Annotated in this window: 11 protein-coding genes; 7 read left to right on the top strand and 4 right to left on the bottom strand. The window is 36.1% G+C overall.

Translation table 11 applies throughout. The features are described 5' to 3' along the window. Positions 1-175: 175 nt before the first annotated feature. Positions 176-400, bottom strand: coding sequence for a hypothetical protein (locus AACW45_RS26430; RefSeq protein ID WP_190635884.1), 225 nt, complete (start codon positions 398-400; stop codon positions 176-178). Between the two features lie 203 nt (positions 401-603). On the opposite strand from AACW45_RS26430, the gene AACW45_RS26425 reads away from it, so the two are divergent. After that, positions 604-945, top strand: coding sequence for a hypothetical protein (locus tag AACW45_RS26425; RefSeq protein WP_242045757.1), 342 nt, complete (start codon positions 604-606; stop codon positions 943-945). A 68-nt stretch (positions 946-1,013) separates the two neighbouring features. Here AACW45_RS26425 and AACW45_RS26420 read toward each other — a convergent pair whose 3' ends face one another. Together AACW45_RS26420 and AACW45_RS26415 are read right to left on the bottom strand one after the other, a co-directional pair. Then, entirely contained in the window at positions 1,014-1,805 is a 792-nt protein-coding gene (locus AACW45_RS26420) for an alpha-ketoglutarate-dependent dioxygenase AlkB (RefSeq protein ID WP_190635880.1), read from the bottom strand. 17 nt (positions 1,806-1,822) lie between these two features. Next, entirely contained in the window at positions 1,823-3,058 is a 1,236-nt protein-coding gene (locus tag AACW45_RS26415; RefSeq protein ID WP_199331238.1) for a hypothetical protein, read from the bottom strand. A gap of 279 nt (positions 3,059-3,337) precedes the next feature. On the opposite strand from AACW45_RS26415, the gene AACW45_RS26410 reads away from it, so the two are divergent. Further along, a complete protein-coding gene (locus AACW45_RS26410) occupies positions 3,338-3,721 on the top strand; it encodes a metallophosphoesterase family protein (RefSeq protein WP_242045756.1) in 384 nt (127 codons plus the stop codon). A gap of 105 nt (positions 3,722-3,826) precedes the next feature. On the opposite strand, the gene AACW45_RS26405 is transcribed toward AACW45_RS26410, so the two are convergent. Then, entirely contained in the window at positions 3,827-4,870 is a 1,044-nt protein-coding gene (locus tag AACW45_RS26405; RefSeq protein ID WP_190635878.1) for an HNH endonuclease, read from the bottom strand. A 542-nt stretch (positions 4,871-5,412) separates the two neighbouring features. Here AACW45_RS26405 and AACW45_RS26400 point away from each other — a divergent pair. From AACW45_RS26400 to AACW45_RS26380, 5 genes are all read left to right on the top strand, one after another. Continuing rightward, entirely contained in the window at positions 5,413-6,831 is a 1,419-nt protein-coding gene (locus AACW45_RS26400) for a hypothetical protein (RefSeq protein ID WP_190635877.1), read from the top strand. 9 nt (positions 6,832-6,840) lie between these two features. Continuing rightward, entirely contained in the window at positions 6,841-8,235 is a 1,395-nt protein-coding gene (locus AACW45_RS26395; RefSeq protein ID WP_190635875.1) for a DUF1822 family protein, read from the top strand. A gap of 280 nt (positions 8,236-8,515) precedes the next feature. Then, positions 8,516-13,828 (top strand): DUF2225 domain-containing protein, encoded by a 5,313-nt coding sequence (locus AACW45_RS26390; RefSeq protein WP_190635873.1) that lies wholly within the window; start codon positions 8,516-8,518, stop codon positions 13,826-13,828. Positions 13,829-13,900: 72 nt separating this feature from the next. Further along, complete coding sequence (locus AACW45_RS26385) at positions 13,901-16,435, top strand: CHASE2 domain-containing protein (protein WP_190635871.1); 2,535 nt, start codon at positions 13,901-13,903, stop codon at positions 16,433-16,435. Continuing rightward, positions 16,428-17,102: a hypothetical protein gene (locus tag AACW45_RS26380; protein ID WP_190635869.1), complete on the top strand. Its 675-nt coding sequence runs from the start codon at positions 16,428-16,430 to the stop codon at positions 17,100-17,102. Before AACW45_RS26385 ends, AACW45_RS26380 begins: the two co-directional genes overlap by 8 nt. Positions 17,103-17,120: the final 18 nt, after the last annotated feature.

Here is a 17,120-nt window from a genome sequence, read left to right as displayed (position 1 = left end):
GCGATTCTCGTACCGAGAGGCTGAGTCGCAAGCGACACGCTATGCGTTTACACAGTATAGCGAAGCTAACGCCAACACGTAACATCTCCAAAAGGGAAATTGCTTAATACAATCCCACCAATACAAAATAACCACCCCGAAACAAGGCTTAGGGTTAACCAATAATATTTTTAACTCAGTACACATCCTCAGTTCCACTGGAGTAATAAAACGGCAAGTTTTTCTGAATCACTAACTCTACTAGCATTACACCCAGTGGTTCATATTCGTAGTAATATCTAACTTGACTATTGGTTCCAGGCAATGGTGGTTGAGCGCAGGCTGCATCAGGAAAACCGCAAGTTACTTTTACAGGTATAAGTAAAATTCCTATTCCTAATACAAGTATCAATTGTTTCATTGCGACTGTTTACTCGTATTGCTTTTAATTGGTTCAAAATTACTATACAAAAAAATTACAATGAGCATAGTAAAAAACTTCAAATCTCAGTATCTACAATTATGTGCGACTTTGACAAAGGATTTATTTTATGCACTTGTAAGGACAAAGAAAAACCTATTGTGCATAACAAAAATTCGAGGCGATATAAACAGGAGCAACCAATGATTCCCAAGGTATATCGATGGTATTTATCTACATTTAAAAGATATAAAAGCGACGACGAGCCGCTAATGGAAGGGCTATACGAGTTACCTGCGGCGGATATAGGCAAAGGACTAACGGACGAATGGGTTTTGCTCAATCTCAATTACAGAAATTGCTTTGATGTTGACTATACACCCCAAGAGGGCGATAACCTTGTCATCCAAGATGCTCATAAGGAATGGGTTTATCTATCTTTTATTTTCCAAAATGGAGGCTGGGAAAGAGGACATTACGACCCATTTGATACTGTCCAAACTTTAACCATGAACGGAGAAGTAAAACAAGTAGGTTCCCATTGACGGAGAACGGTAATGTGGAGATATATTTTCTTTCTCCTCATAAGGTTTCTGCAATTCTAGCCAGAACCTTATACCAGTATTGGTTCTAAAGTATCACCTATACTTAATGTATAATTTATTTCTGGATAATTAAAATTGACAACTTCATTCTCTTGCTTTTTTAACTTATAAAAAGCCTCTCTTTCTTCATCATTTGCCACTCTTAGTAAGTTACCATTAGTTAAAAATGGCAATCCATTTTTGAATTTTATAAATGTCTTTGATTTTTGATAGGTAAGCCCTAACCATCGATTTGTGCCAAACTTTGTAATCTCATTTTTGGAAATATCTAAAATAATTTTATGTACAAATTCGCGATTGGTTTTTAATGAGAATAATATTAAAGAGTTGTTTGGTAAGCTTATTTCAAATTCCTCTGAAGTAGCCTTACTCTTTATTTTTAATTTTCTTAAAGCATTGGTTGATAAGTTCGATGCATTTTCATAACAAGAAAAAAGAGCAATGAATGAATCATCCTCTAAGTCCATATCCAAATCAGAGTGATAACCCATCTTATAATATTCTCTATCATAGACTTCAATTAATGCATTATTAAACTCAAAGGGCTTTATTTTTGTCTCTTGTTGAATTTGTTTATTTAATTTTTCTATGATGGTATTATGTATTTGAGTAAAATGAGATGCTGGGTTTTTGTAATTAGTGGTTTTTCTAACAATTGGAATTCCCCGCTCTTCACTTTTAACTAATACACCACCTTTTCTTCCTTTGTTAATATCTTCAAGTTCAATTAAATTAGTTAGTAGCTCAAATATATTGTCATCAATGTCCAGTCTAAAAACATGAAAATCTTTTGTTTTCATAGATTTTATTTATTTTATTAGTATATAGGTCTTTGATAATCTCCTAGATTCATACTGAAATCAACTTTTCCATAATCTACCATTTTTTCAGTACAGTTTTCTTCATAGTAAGTTTCTTTCAAATCTTGTTGTTTAGATTCTGTTATTGCTTCTAATTTAATTAAATCTTTATTTTCTATAATATAAGTTTGATTATTAAAATACACCGCTTCTACATTTGAACAACGAGCCACATAACCTAGTCTAGTAGGTATTTTGTCACTATTCAAAATAGAAGGTTTTACTTCATGAGTATAATATCTATTAGTAGACAATGGAATGATAAATACAGAATTTGGATATAATACAACTGTAAATTCTTTTTCTAGATTTGTATCTATAATTGTTGATTTTAATTTAAAATGCAGTGCTGCTAATCCGCTTATATTTTTGTTGCACCAATCGTATCTATCTTTAATTGAAGGTTTTAGATGTTGAAAACCCTCTCGATCGTAAAATGTACAAAACGCAATCAATGCTTCTTTTGGCATATCTTTAGTTTTGTCAGAGTGTGCTTTTATTTTTGCTTTACTTTTTTTAAGAGTTAATTCATCTCTGCTTTTATTTTCGTAAACCTGAGCTAGTACGTGATTTAGTTTTATTTTTCGCTCAAAGACATCTTCTGCTGCATGGTTTATTGCATTCATTATTTTGTAATCTGTAGCGCGAAAGTTATCAGTGGGTCCAGTAAAATTACTAGAACATCTTAACAGTCTGAAGTAAAGTCTTTCTTTTTCTACATATTCACTATTTATTTCTTTAGTTACTTCCGTAAGATATATACCTTTTCTCAAGGCGATTCCAGGCTTATTAGATTCTGTTAATTCTTGAAAAGTATGTTCAGTTTTTATCATATTGAAGTAATCTGTGTCATCATTAAATAATTGTCTATAATAAACGCCAGCTTGACTTATAATGATAGGTACCTGACCAATCTTAATCATTTTTAAACTTGGGTTATTTAGCATTTCATAGTTAAAAGACAATTTTTTTATAATGTATATATTTAAGCAAGTATTACTTAAACTACTAATATCACCGCAAGCAAATAATTTGTTTATCTGTAAATTCATGTTGATATCAGATAAACTTTTGATAACTGTACCACAAAAGTTTTTAAGTAAATAATTTAATTCATGATTAGCCTCTGTATTATTTGATAAATCTAATAGAAATAATTTTGTTTTAGAAATTTTATTTTCAGTATTATTCATTTTCATCATAATTTCTGCAATATTCTGTTAAACATTACAAACGGTCTATCTTGCAATCTTGCATTCCACGACAATCTTAACGCGAGTAATTTGCGAGCAAATCCCCGTCTGCGAAATTGCGAGAATGTAAATAGAGCAATTACAAGTTGCTCTGCGATGCTCCTGCGGAGCCTGCAACGAATCATCTGCTGGCTTTTCATACCTCCGCAACTTTTCACCAAGTATTACAATAAGTAGCATGTTAATGCTACACTAAATTTATTCGATTGAACTTGAGTTATGCGAACAATTGTAGTTGGCGATATTCATGGTTGCTATACAGAACTGCTTCAACTATTAGCCAAAGCAGAAATTACAGAAGAAGATTGTTTAGTCTCCTTGGGGGATATTGTCGATCGCGGTGCTGATTCAGTCAAGGTGTATGATTTTCTCAAAAATCGCCCCAACACTATTGTATTGATGGGTAATCACGAACGCAAACATCTCAGGCAAACTCTTTCCTACTCCCAGGAAATTGTCAAATTACAATTTAGCGACAGCTATGACGAATTTTTAGAATGGATTAGTCATCTACCCTATTATCATGAAACCGAATCGGCAATTTTCGTTCATGCTGCGGTGGAAGATGGTATACCCATCGAGGAACAAAGGGAAGAGGTTTAGGCTGGCTATATTAATAAAACCGGAGAGTTTATTTGGACTCCCAGCAATTAATCAAAGCATAAAACTTCTTTGTTTTATTACCTCACAACAAAGTATTTTTGTCAGTCAAGCAAGTGCAGAATCACCAGAATCACCAAACAAACCTTTGTAAGCTTCAGCAGCTTCATTGCCAAAACCACCAGCTTGGGTATGGAGAACCAACGATTGAATGATCGGTACAGCAATACTCATACCAAATAAGGCATTGAAGCCTGCAATTACCACTGGTGCTGACAATATAACCGTAAATTCTGGAAATAGAGCCAACACAGCTACCAACACCAGAAAAACAATTGGTGTAGCAATACCTGCTGCTTTTGCCGTTTCTAAAATTAAAGTTTTATACTCTTCAACAGTGATGTCGCCTCGGTAAAGATCCAAAGAATATGAAATCGCTGTCACTATAACTTGGGTGAGAATGGCGGTTCCTGTTGCAGTAATGCCAAGTCTAGCAATTGTTCCAGAATTGCTGACGATAGAATCTACAGCATTATAAACCCGGATATAGAACTGCTCCCCAACAGTCATAACTTCCGCGCCGCGACGGAGATTATCAACACTTACTTCCCAAAGAATATTGTCAGATCCATTTGAGCCACCCTGCGAGCGTGGGATAATATGACTACCATGTTTATCACTGAGAAATTGACGAATAGTCCGTTCGTTGGCTCCCAACTTTGATGTACCAGGAATTTTCTCAAAAAGCTTGATGACATCGGAGTCTGAGCGCGGAGAGTCGCCAACTCTTAAACCAGCACGATACCTCAACCTATTGGCAATCTTGGGCATTTCTGCCGCTAATTCTGTGGCTGTCGAAGGCAAGTTTTGCAGAGCATCAGCTATCACTAGACTAGAGGTAGTAGCCCCAATAGCAGCTGCTTCAAATGCTTTACTAACATTTTGTACAGTTTGAAGACCTTGCTGTGCTGCTGTAGTTGATAATCCTTGCAAATCAGCGACTGCATTAATGCTTGAAGTGGTAATCTCTACAGTAGTATTCTTAATTCCATCAACCACTTCATCTAGACTGTTAGTTGCATTAGTTGCCACTTCCTGAACTTTCTCTCTAACCTGAGATGCTAACTTTTGTGCTTGGTTGATGAAATCCATGTTCTAGTAAATTGTCGAAAATAGTAATAAGTGTTTAGTCCAGCTTGTATGTTGATCGTAAAAAACCACAAGAGTATTAATCACGAAATTTCTGCCAAGATTTTTCCAGAAATTGTAAACAATTGATAAATTTTGGTTTTTACCAGCCAAAAATTAAAATATGAGTCGATTTTATCAGTTTCTGTAGCTATGTACCCATAGTTGTATCATTAGTCACAACAAGCATTTCCTTCAAGGTAGATAGGCGATCGCAAAAAGTGGATAATATCTGGGTATTGAGATTTTTGATTTCATGAGGGCGCAAGTATCAGCGCCCCCACCTCTATCTGCCAAAATTAGACTGAAAATCAAATGCAATTTTTCAGAAGCAGAGACTGGCGCAAAATTGCATAAGGTCGATTTCCTCAGAAGTACTAAAAAATGAAGGCTCAAGATAACTGTTAAATCAGGTACTCAGTATGGAATCTCAAAAAATGGTTGGACTTGCGTTGAGGAGCATCGGCAATGTGACAATTAACAATGACCAATAAATACAAATACTTATGAGCGAGGCTTCAAGATATTGGCAATTGGTGAGGATTGATGCGGGAGGGAACCGGAGAATTCAACAGATACCTGCGGCGAAGTCGTTTTACGCACAAGTATTTGAGCATTTGACACCAGATGATGTACCAGATGCAGACATCCAGCGTCAATTGCTAGATTTATATCGCCATAGTTCTGGCGAGACTGCTTTGCTAGCAGAACGTTGTTTGCTGTGTTTTCTATCTTGGATTCTCGAACAAGGATGTCTGCAATTAGAAAGGAAATTTGGTCAAAACCATAATTTTACTGCAAGCGATTTGTTCCCTTATGTCTTGGATGATGATGGTAAATTATCAAAATTAAGTTCTTATAAATGCTTCTCGCAAAAAATTCTCCAGAGTTTTGATTCGCAACAAAGTAGTCTGACTACTTGGGCGATGATGAAATTAAAGCAACAGCCTGAATTGAATAAATTTTTGTTAGAATGCGGTGTTTATTTAATTAGTAATTGGGCAATTTTAAATGATACTCAACCTAAACAATTAGAGCGCATTTTCAAAGAATTTCATATTTTTAGCCAGGGTGGTTTTAGCGACGCAGCAATCAAAGAAGCGCAATCTATTTTAGAAAGCTATCATAATGTCTACCGCTTGCAAAGACTGCAACAACGAAGAAAAGGTCTGAGGAGTAAATGTATTGCACCTGATACTCAACAATTACAAGCTATCGCCCAAGATATTCAAAAGCATACAGGTCAAATTTTTGAAATTGAGATTTTGAGTCAGAAACTACAAAAGCTGGCTGCTCAATTGCGCGAATACCGAATTTATGTTCGGGGTGGTTCTGTACAGATAAGTTCTCTAGACGCTGTGTATGGAAGCAAGTATAATTCTTTGATAGAAGAAATCCCGACTCCTGAAACTAATAATATTGTAGAAGAAAACGACGAACAAGCAGAATTTTTGCAGTTTTATCGCCAGCAATTTCAGCTTGGCTTGCAACAAGCCTTAGCTCAAGTTACAGAGTCACGAGTTAGATATTTAGAACGGAAGAAAGGCGATAAAGCTAAGATGTTTTTAACTGCTTTAGAACTATCTCAATGTCAAAAATTAGCCATGAAAGAAATTGCTGAATTTTTGGGATTGAGAGCGCAAGATTCGGTAACCAAGTTATTAAAGTTAAAAGACTTGCGGACTGATGTCCAACAGGAAATGTTGGTAATTTTAAAGGACTCTCTCAAAGAAAAGGCTAAAGTATATGTTGATATCCAAGCTTTGAAAAACCTGGACGAGCGATTGACAAGCTTTCTGTTTAATGAAATTAGCCAAATGCTGGAAAATTCCGAGATTCAATCAAGAACAATGAAAGCTCACCTAAAAGCTGATATTTTCGCCGAACGGTTATGTGAATATCTCCAAACTAGAAAAACAAATTAAACCAAATTTATGACAAGTTTATTAAGTAATATTTCTCCCATGTCTTACCTAGATTTTGATGCTTTACCAACTTCAGCAGTTATTCTCTCACCTGATGAGATTGACCAAGCCGCAATCTTTAGTAATCAAATTATTAATGAATCCAAACAATGGCAAGCTTATCTTCATTATTTAGCTTTATCAGCTTTTGAGCAATGGCTACAAGAAAGAGCAGATTCTTTAACTATTAATCGCGAGCAATGTACAATTTTACAACCAGTTTTAGCAAATTTTATCGGTTGTGTTGCTAATTTACAAGTAGGAAAATTTAAAATCTGTTTAATTGCTACTGGTTGCTTGAGCGATGAAATGGTGAATATTCCCAGAGTAGTTGTAGATTTACCAGAGTTTATTCCCCACTTTTATGTTTTAGTGGAGGTGTTGGAAGAACAAGAAGCAGCGAATGTTTATGCTTTTTTAAGCCATGAAGAATTACAAGAGAATTTACAGATAAGTTCTTTACAGTCAGATTGGAATTATCAACTCCCAATATCTTGTTTTGATAGTAATCCAGACCGTCTGTTACTATATCTCCGATGTTTGGAATCATCAGCAATATCTTTACCTGTAATTCCATCCAATCGGACTGCGATTTTAGCAAATATACAAAATCAGTTGGTGGAATTATTACCTCAGTTACAATCACCAAAACGAGAACTATCTGAAGTTTTAACTTGGGAACAAGCTGCTGCTGTTTTAACTAGTCCAGAATTAATCAATTGGGTTTACACATTACAAACACAAGCAGCTACAAAGAATTTAGAGATGGGTAGTACCAAGCCAGAATCAACAGCTGCTTTTACGTCTCTACAAGATGTAATTAAATTAATTACCCAACCTGCTTTAAATGCTGGACGTTGGTTATGGGATGAGTTGGATGATTTAGCTGCTTCACTTTCTTGGGTGCTGTTACCCAGTTTTGCAGATGCTTCCCAAATGCGTCCAATACGTAGTCCAGAGGAAGAATTTGAGGTAATAGCTACTCAATTACGACAGAGGGGTTTAGAAATTCCCGTACAAGCGCGGGGTGCGTATCAAGATTTACTTTTGGCTGGGATACCTTTGCGGTTGTATGCTGTGACTTGGCATTTATTATCGGAATCTCAGGAACCAGAGTGGAGTTTGTTACTAATTTTGGGCGCACCTGCTTTAAGTAGTTTACCGTCTGGGATTAAACTTAGGGTCAGTGACCAAACAGGTATTTTGGATGAACCGGGATTAAATGCAGAAAGTGAGGATTCTTATATATTTACCCGTGTGGTTGGTCATTGGGATGAGAAGTTTTTGGTGAGTGTGAGTTTGATGGATGGCGTTGAGGTGACTTTACCGCCTTTTGCGTTTAATTTGGAGCGGTTACGGAATTGACGCGATTGGATACCAGAACGGGCGATCGCTCTCACAATACTACTCTTGGGAGGATAATTGCAATAAGGGGGTAATTGTTGCAAATGTCCGGTATGCTTTGGCGTTGTCTTCACAATATCTTTAAATAGCTTGTGATCTCCAGTATTTATACGGTCTACCACATCAAGGTATCGTAATGATGCTGAGGTCATTTTTAAATTTTGGCATAACCTGGTTTGTCCTCAGAAATATAAGAGATTGAGCAAACAATCTTCTGTAGCCATATCAAGAGGAATAACCAATGTCTAAGAGTTTGAAGAGATTCGCCCTAGTTAGTTTAGTGTTTTCACTGACTTGTGGTGTTGGGTTAGCGGCGAATGATGTGATAATTAAGCATAATTTGGCGCAAACTGCAACAAGTTCGGATAGCAAAGCAGAAGGCGATAAGTTATTTCAGGAAGGTGTACAGCAGTTTCGGCGTGGGGAATATCCCAAAGCATTGCAGACTTATCAACGGGTGTTGGAGATTCGGCGAAAATTGGGGGATAAAGCTGGAATTGGGCAAACGCTGAATAATATAGGACAGGTTTACAATGGTTTACAGCAAAACGACAAAGCATTAGAAATCTTACAACAAGCTTTAACAATTCGTAGAGAAATTAAAGACCGTGCTGGAGAAGGAGAAACTTTAGATATTCTGGGTGCAGTTTATCTCAGTTTGCAACAAGACGAAAAATCGCTCGAAACTTTACAACAAGCCTTAGCAATTCGCCGTGAGGTCAAAGATAGAAATGGTGAAGCAGCGACTCTTAGTAAAATAGGATTTACTTATGTTTTCTTGAAAAAGCAAGAACAGGGTTTGAAACTTTTACAGGAAGCACTGACGCTACACCAAGAGCTAAAAGACAAGTTTCAAGAAGGTTTTACCTTATTTAGAATAGGGAACGTTTATTGGAACACAGATGATTATCCTCGCGCATTGGAATGGTACAACAAGTCACTAACAGTAAACCGAGAGGTAGGAAACCGTGCTTTTGAGGGTAGAAGTTTACAGCAGATAGGATTGATGCATTTTAATCAACAGGAATATGACCAAGCAATTAAGTTTTATCAACAAGCTTTACCTTTAATTAGAGAAGCAGGAATTAGCCAAGCAGAAGCAAATATTTTAGCTTCAATAGGAGATGCTTTTAACAATCTCAAACAATATGATGAGGCAATAAAATTTTATCAACAAGCACTAACTATAACGCAAGAATCAAAAAATAAACCACAAGAAGCTAGCCTACTTGTAAAATTAGCAAGCACTTATTTTACGCTCACTCAATATAAAAAAGCAATTGATAATTATCAACAAGCGTTATCGATTGCGCGAGAAATACCCAATAATAAATTACAAACATCCGCCCTTCTATATTTATTGGGGGATGCTTATTTTGAGATAAAACAATATCAGCAGTCATTGAGCCTTTACCAACAAGCACTGCCTATTGCCAAAGAAATTACCGATAAATCACTAGAAGCACAGATTCTCGACAGAATTGGTGATAGTTACTTAAATTTGCAGCAGTATGACCAAGCTATAGCAGCTTACCAACAAGCTTTACCAGTTGCCCAAGAAGCAAAAAATCAGGGACTCACAGCAAATATACTCATTGGTATTGGGTCAGTTTATAACTTCCAAGATAAGAAAGAAAAATCCATAGAATACTATCAACAAGCATTAAAGATACAAAGAGAAATCAAAGATAAGCCCGCTATTTTAAAAAGTCTATTATTAGTATCTTCACACTATGGTTCAAAAGCTGTTAATTTCTACACCAGAGGCTTAATTGTTCAAGCTAAAGCAGAATTGCCTCGTCGCATTGAGTTTGCAGAGGAAGCCTTAAACCTTGCTAAAGAACTCAAACAACAAGCCTCAGAAGCTACAGCTTTATACGCATTAGGTCAAAGCTACTTAATTTTAGGAGATAATCAGAAGGCGCTAGAATTCTCACAGCAGGCTGTCAATGTTGCGCGAGATATAAAAGACAGGGATATCGAAAATAGTGCCCTCAATAACCTTGCTCAAATTTATATGTCTCAAGGTAACACTATTAAAAAAATTGAAGTTGGAGAACGACAAGTTGTAATTAAAAGAGAACAAAATGACTCATTAGGTTTAGCTTATGCACTAGTTACTCTCGCTTCTGATTATGCAATTGCAGGTAAACATCAACAAGAACTTAAAACCAATCAAGAAGCTTTAGCAGTAACACAGAAAATTGAAATTAGTAAACTACCTTCATATCTACAAGAAGATGCCCAAGAAGTACAACTCTTTGCTATAGCTGGATTAAGTAGTAGTTACGAGAATATGGGACAACTTGATAAAGCATTAGAGTTTGCTAATGAACATCTAAAAACAGCCCAAAGCTTCGACAAACCAAAGTTTGAAGCAGCAGCACTACTGAAATTAGCTGCTTTATATAGCAATTCTTTTAGAGATAACCTCAAAAGCATTGATGCTGCACAAAAAGCCTTAAAAATTGCACGACAAATTCAAGAACCACAAATAGAAGCACAGGCATTACAGCAATTAGGTGGTAATTATAATGAGCTTGGCGATTTTAGTAATGCCTTAGAAACCGCAGAGCAATTATTAAATATTGCCAAGCGCTTAGAAAACCCTCGCTTAGAGCGTGATGCTTTAGTAATTTTTAGAAATGTTTATCATGCTCAGGGTGAATTTCAAAAAGCCCTATTGACGGCACAGCAAGTTGTAACCATCACACAGCAAAAAAACCTTGGTTCTGAATTAACTGCTTTGGCTGCATTAAGTGAAAGTTACTTATCAGTAGGAGACACATCTAAAGCTATAGATGCAGTTCAAGAAATGTTAACTATAGCGAAACAACAAAATAATCCCAATTATGAAATGCTTGCTTTGATGTTTATGGGACGTGCCCACAAACTGCGGGGAGAATATCAACAAGGTGTTACTGCTCTAGAAAAAGCTTTGGAAATAACACCTAACAATAAGTTTTTTGCAGGAGAAATAGCAGCAGTTGGAGAACTTGCTACTCTCTATGAAGCATTAGGAGAATATCAAAAACTTATTGCATTAGCAGAACCGCGTTTACCACAAGTAAAGCAACTGAAAAACCGTCCTGTTGAAGCAGGTATACTGATTGTTTTAGGCTACTCTTACAGCAGTATTGGTGAATATCAAAAAGGTACAGGGCTTGTTGAACAAGGTTTAGCAATTGCACGGGAACTTAAAAATCCTGCTCTTGAATCAATGGGACTAGCGAAATTAGGCAGTATTTATAACTCTCGCAATGAGTACCAAAAAGCCTTGGAATTAACACAACAAAGTTTAAAAATTGCTCAAGAAATTAAAAGTCCACCTTTAATGTTAGAACCTCAAGCAACTCTAGGAGATATTTATAATAATTTAGGAGACTACACAAGGAGTCAGGGGTATTATCAACAAGTATTGACAATAGCTCAACAACTCAAAAATAGACGAATTGAAGGTACTGCCTTATTAATTCTCAGTCAAATTAATTTTAAGCAGAATGAATCGCAAAAATCTGTAGATTTAGCTCAAAATGCATTAAAAATATTCCAGGAAATTAAAGAACCTCGATTAGAAGCACTTACTAATTCAATAGTAAGTATTGGTTACGCTGATTTAGGAAATGAGCAAAAAGCTATGGAGTCAGCTAAAATATCTTTAGCGTTTGCTAGACAAGTAAAAAATACAGCTTGGGAAAAAAGTGCATTAGCTTTAATTGGGCATATACATCGCAAGTTTGGCAGAACAGAACAAGCAATAGTTTCCTACCAACAAGCTTTAGCAATTAAAACAGATAATCAAGTCAAAGGAGCGGATGCAGCTATTTATGCTGGATTAGCACAAGTTTATCAGAATTTAAATCAACCTAATGTCGCCATCACCTACTACAAGGAATCTGTTAATAGACTTGAAGAAATTCGTAGCGGTATCGAAGGTTTACCCAAAGAATTACAAAATTCATTTTTGAATTCAACATTTGATTTAGATAGAGTAAAAGTTTCAGATATTTATCGTCAACTTGCAGAGTTATTAATTAAGCAGGGAAGAGATAAAGAAGCGTTATACGTACAAGACTTATTGAGAGGACAAGAAATTCGTGAGTCTATAACTACTCGAAGTAGTACTACCGAAAAAATACAAATTCCCCTCACAGAGACAGAACGAAAAGTCCCCGCTTTAAACGAGTCTATTATCGCTTTGGGGTATAAAATTACTGAATGTGAATCAACAAGCGGTCAACAATGTAGCCAATTAACACAGAAGCGAAGCGAGCTAATTACACAACACATTCAGCAATTGAAAGGACTTGATAAACTAATACGTGAGAATCGTCATAAAGATGATGTATTTTTTGACCCTAAAAATTCCGGAAAAATTCGTGCAATTGTCGAAGCCACTCCTAATACAGTGATGATTTACCCATTAGTGGGAGAACAACAATTAAATATACAATTGTACGGTAAAGAAGGCGTAGTCAAAACAATTCCTGTCCCGGTTGGGCGTATAGAATTAGGAAATGCTGTTAAAGAATTTCGTGGTTTAATGGAAAAATGTGAAAAAGTTTCTTATTGCGGCGGTCAAGAAATTAATAAAATAAAAGCAGCCAGCCAAAAACTTTATAACTGGCTAATAAAACCTATTGAAGCAGAATTAAAAGCCAACCCTGTAGAAAATTTGGTTTTTGCACTGGATAGGGTGACACGTTATATTCCCACAAGCGCATTATTTGATGGCAATCAATACTTAATTGAAAAATATTCCATTTATCTCGCACCTTCAGCAGATTTAACAGATATTAACAAACCATCACCATCACTAACTACTGAAAATACTAATGTATTAGCAATGGGACTCTCTGATGCCGTGCCTCAACGTGGTTCAATACCTGCTTTTAATGGGTTAAAAAATGTGCCAAATGAATTAGATTTCATTGTAAAAGAACAAGATGATTCTAGTGATAAGGAAGGTATTTATAGTGGAAAAACATTTTTAAATCCGAAGTTTAGCTTTTCTGCATTAGAAAATAATCTTAAAGATAAAAATATTTTACATTTTGCAACTCATGGCTTATTTGATCCTAATAGCCCCCAAACATCTTACGTGCTTTTAGGGGATAAAAAACCACTGTTACCAGAAATGATTGACACTTTGGTCGGGTTAAAAAATATTCACCTTGTTGTACTGTCTGCTTGTCAAACAGCACTTGCTAGCACCAATCAAGAGGGTGTAGAAATTAATGCTTTTGCTTATCATTTTTTGAATAATGGTGCTAAATCAGTAATGGCTTCTCTGTGGAAAGTTGATGATCCCAGTACAGCGAAAATTATGCAACTTTTTTACAAAAATCTTGCTACTGGCAAAATGACGAAATCTCAAGCATTAAGACAAGCACAATTAAGTATGCTCAAAGGTGATAATTATACCGTAGAAAATGGTGATAAACGTGGTGCTTATTTAGAACCAGGTGCATTACCCAGAAATGAACAGCGAAAAAGTAGTTACTCCCACCCCTACTACTGGGCACCATTTATTTTAATTGGTAACGGTTTGTAAATCACATCAGAGATGCAATTAATCGCATCTCTCCTCACTAATAAATCATGCACTAGCCATCAATAAGCACAAATGAGCAACTTTTATCTCAAAGTTCAACACATTGAAAAACTTTGTTTATTTCAACTCACTTGGGGAAAAGGACAGCAGCTAAATGTGACAATTCTCTATCCCCAAAACCTCACCATACTTTATCAAGATTGGCAACGTTCCTATCTAAATTATTACAAAAATTACAAAACACAATCAGTACGTGGACGGATAGCAGATAGTGGTGTAATTTCTACTCCTCCAACAGATTGGCAGGCAAAATTAGTGCAAGCGGAAGCTAAATTTTTGTTGGAATTTCATAAATGGTTGCGTTGTGGGGAATTATATGAAATTCGTATGGCTTTGGCTAATGTAGTAGGGAAGAAAGAAAAGATAGAAACCCCTTCTCAATCACCAGAAATTACAAATCTTTTTATTACTTGTAACACCATAGATTTAGAACGCTTTCCTTGGGAATCGTGGGAAATTGGTGCAGAATTTGCACTTTCTTCTGGTAAAATTCGCATTGTTCGTACTCCTGTAAATATTCATCAAGGATTTGCACAGAAAAATACTCGGCTTACTCGTAAAGTTAGAGTATTAGCAATTTTAGGTGATGAAACTGGCTTGGATTTCAAAGCAGAGAAGGAAGCAATGCGTCAATTTCAAAATATAATTGATGTCAAATTTGTGGGTTTACAGCCAGAAACAAGTATTGCAGATTTAAAAACTAAAATCAAAGATGCTCTTACCTCAGAATCAGGTTGGGATATCTTATTTTTTGCTGGACACAGTAATGAAAATAATATCACCGGAGGAGAAATTAGTATTGCTAAAAATGTCACTTTATCGATTAGTGAAATTGCACCATTATTAAGTATTGCAGTAGAACGTGGTTTACAATTTGCAATTTTTAATTCCTGCAATGGGTTGAATATTGCTAACTCTCTAATTGACTTTGGTTTGAGTCAAGTTGCGGTGATGCGCGAACCAGTTCATAATGCGGTAGCAGGGGAATTTTTACTACACTTTTTACAAGCTTTGGCGGAATTTAAAGATGTTCACGAAGCTTTATTATTAGCCTCGCAATATTTGAAGACAGAGAAAAATCTAACATATCCCAGTGCTTATTTAATTCCTTCTTTATTTCGTCATCCAGAAGCACCTTTATTTAAGGTTGAAGCATTTGGTATTAAACAAAGACTCAAAAATATTATTCCAACTCGAAAAGAAGGTATAGCACTTACAGCTTTATTATTAATTAGCCTACAAATTCCTATCCAAAATCACTTATTAGGACACAGATTATGGGTACAATCTCTCTATCGTCAACTCACACAAAAGGTTAGCAAGCAAAAAATTCCTCCCGTATTACTCGTAAAAATAGACGACGAATCAATTAAAAAGTCTCAAGGTAAAATTAGTAACCCTAGACCGATGAATCGCGAATATATTGCGAGTTTAGTCAATCGGCTAACAGATAAAAAAGCGAAAATAATCGGAATTGACTTTATATTAGATAGACACCAACCCGAAAATGATAAAATTTTAGCTCAAGCCATCAAAAAAGGTGTTATTGCATCACCTAATCCCACTTGGTTTATCTTCGCGGGAACTGAATCTGATGCTGGAGTTTGGCAAACTGTAATCCCAGAAATTGCTAGTTTCAATTGGAGTTTAGATGGGGAAATTGAAATCTTATTTTGTGATAAAATACAGCGTATACCTTGTTATATGACACTGTTACCATCATCAAATAATAATTCAAACTCTTTTACTTTTGCAGGTTTATTAGCTTTATCACATCAATTACAATATGAATTCGATGATTCCAGAAAAGATAGTAACAATAGTCTCAAAATTCCCCAACCAAAATTAGATAGTCAAAGCAATTTTTGGCAGCAGCTAAATAGTTATCTCAATCGAAATCAACAGAATACACTAGATAAGACGATTTTAAATTCACCTCGTTCTCGCTTGCAACCAATCACAGATTACAGTACTATCATTTCTCAAATGTGGCTGCATCCAATTATTGATTTTTCTATTCCTCCAAACCAAATATATGAATCCGTCCCAGCTTGGCAATTATTAGATAAAGACAGTAAAAATCCACCCTTAGCAAACCTACAAAAACAAGTAGTTATAATCGCAGCAGGAGGATATGATGAAGCGGGAATGTCGATAGATAAAGAAGATAATTTTGATGTACCCCCAGCACTAGATTTTTGGCGACTTCAACAGGGAAACAATAGCAGAATTATACCTGGTGGAGAAGTTCATGCTTATATGGTGCATCATTTCCTCACACAGAGATTGGTTATACCTATTCCTGATGTTTGGATATTGGGGATTGCTGTTTTGATGGGAAAATATTTCTACTTTTTGTTACGCAAACATTCGCGCTATCGCTGGCAATGGCTGATGCTACTTTCTTTACTAACAGTCGTTTATGGAATTATTAGTTTAGAAATATACATATCACCCCTAGCGATTATAATACCTTGGTTTTTACCATCTGCTACTGTTTGGACATATTTCATAACAGGTTTTTTACGGAGAAGGGTTTATGAATAATTACAACTGGATTTTACCCAGCTTGTTGATATCTGCAATAACTGCTACATTGCTCCCTGTTTTGCCAAATCAAGTATCCCACGCAGAAAAGCGTCCAGCACAGCCGTCTTTTTCTTGGTGGAATCTTTTTCGGAGGAACCCACCAGTGGGAAGGGGTAAAGGAGCGCCACGTCCAATCATTAATGGTGTTTGTATTGCTGCACCAGATCGTGGTGAGATAATTTGGAGCGATCGCCCGTTTATAATTTGGCAAGGGAATCTGCAAAAAATCGGACTTTCTCAGGGTATTCCTGATGCGAGTGCAACTGACAACATCCAAATCGCACAGCTTTATGCAACTTACACTGGGAAACCATTACTACCCGCTCAACAATACCATTGGTCAGTAGCAATTGAGAATTCTTGGGCAGGAAATATTGCGTTTAAAATCATGGAACCACAGCAAAGACAGCGCATTACCAATGATTTACAGAATTTGGAACAGCAAGAAAAAGCTAAGGGAACAAGTGCTGAGGGGATAGCGTTTGCAAAAGCGGAGTATTTTTTAGCACAAAAACCGCCATTGCGCTCAGATGCTTTGCAGCAAGCTTACTCGGTGGACAAACCTTCACCAGAGTTAGTCAAAATCCGGGAAGAGACTGTTAAGGATTTTTGTAAACCGAATTAACCACAGGCTAAGAATTTT

The sequence above is a fragment of the Calothrix sp. FACHB-168 genome, from assembly GCF_963889195.1.
Classification (GTDB): Bacteria; Cyanobacteriota; Cyanobacteriia; order Cyanobacteriales; family Nostocaceae; genus Aulosira; species Aulosira anomala_A.
The sequence above is the reverse complement of the archived record's forward strand: the minus strand, read 5'-3'. Positions and strand labels throughout refer to the sequence as shown.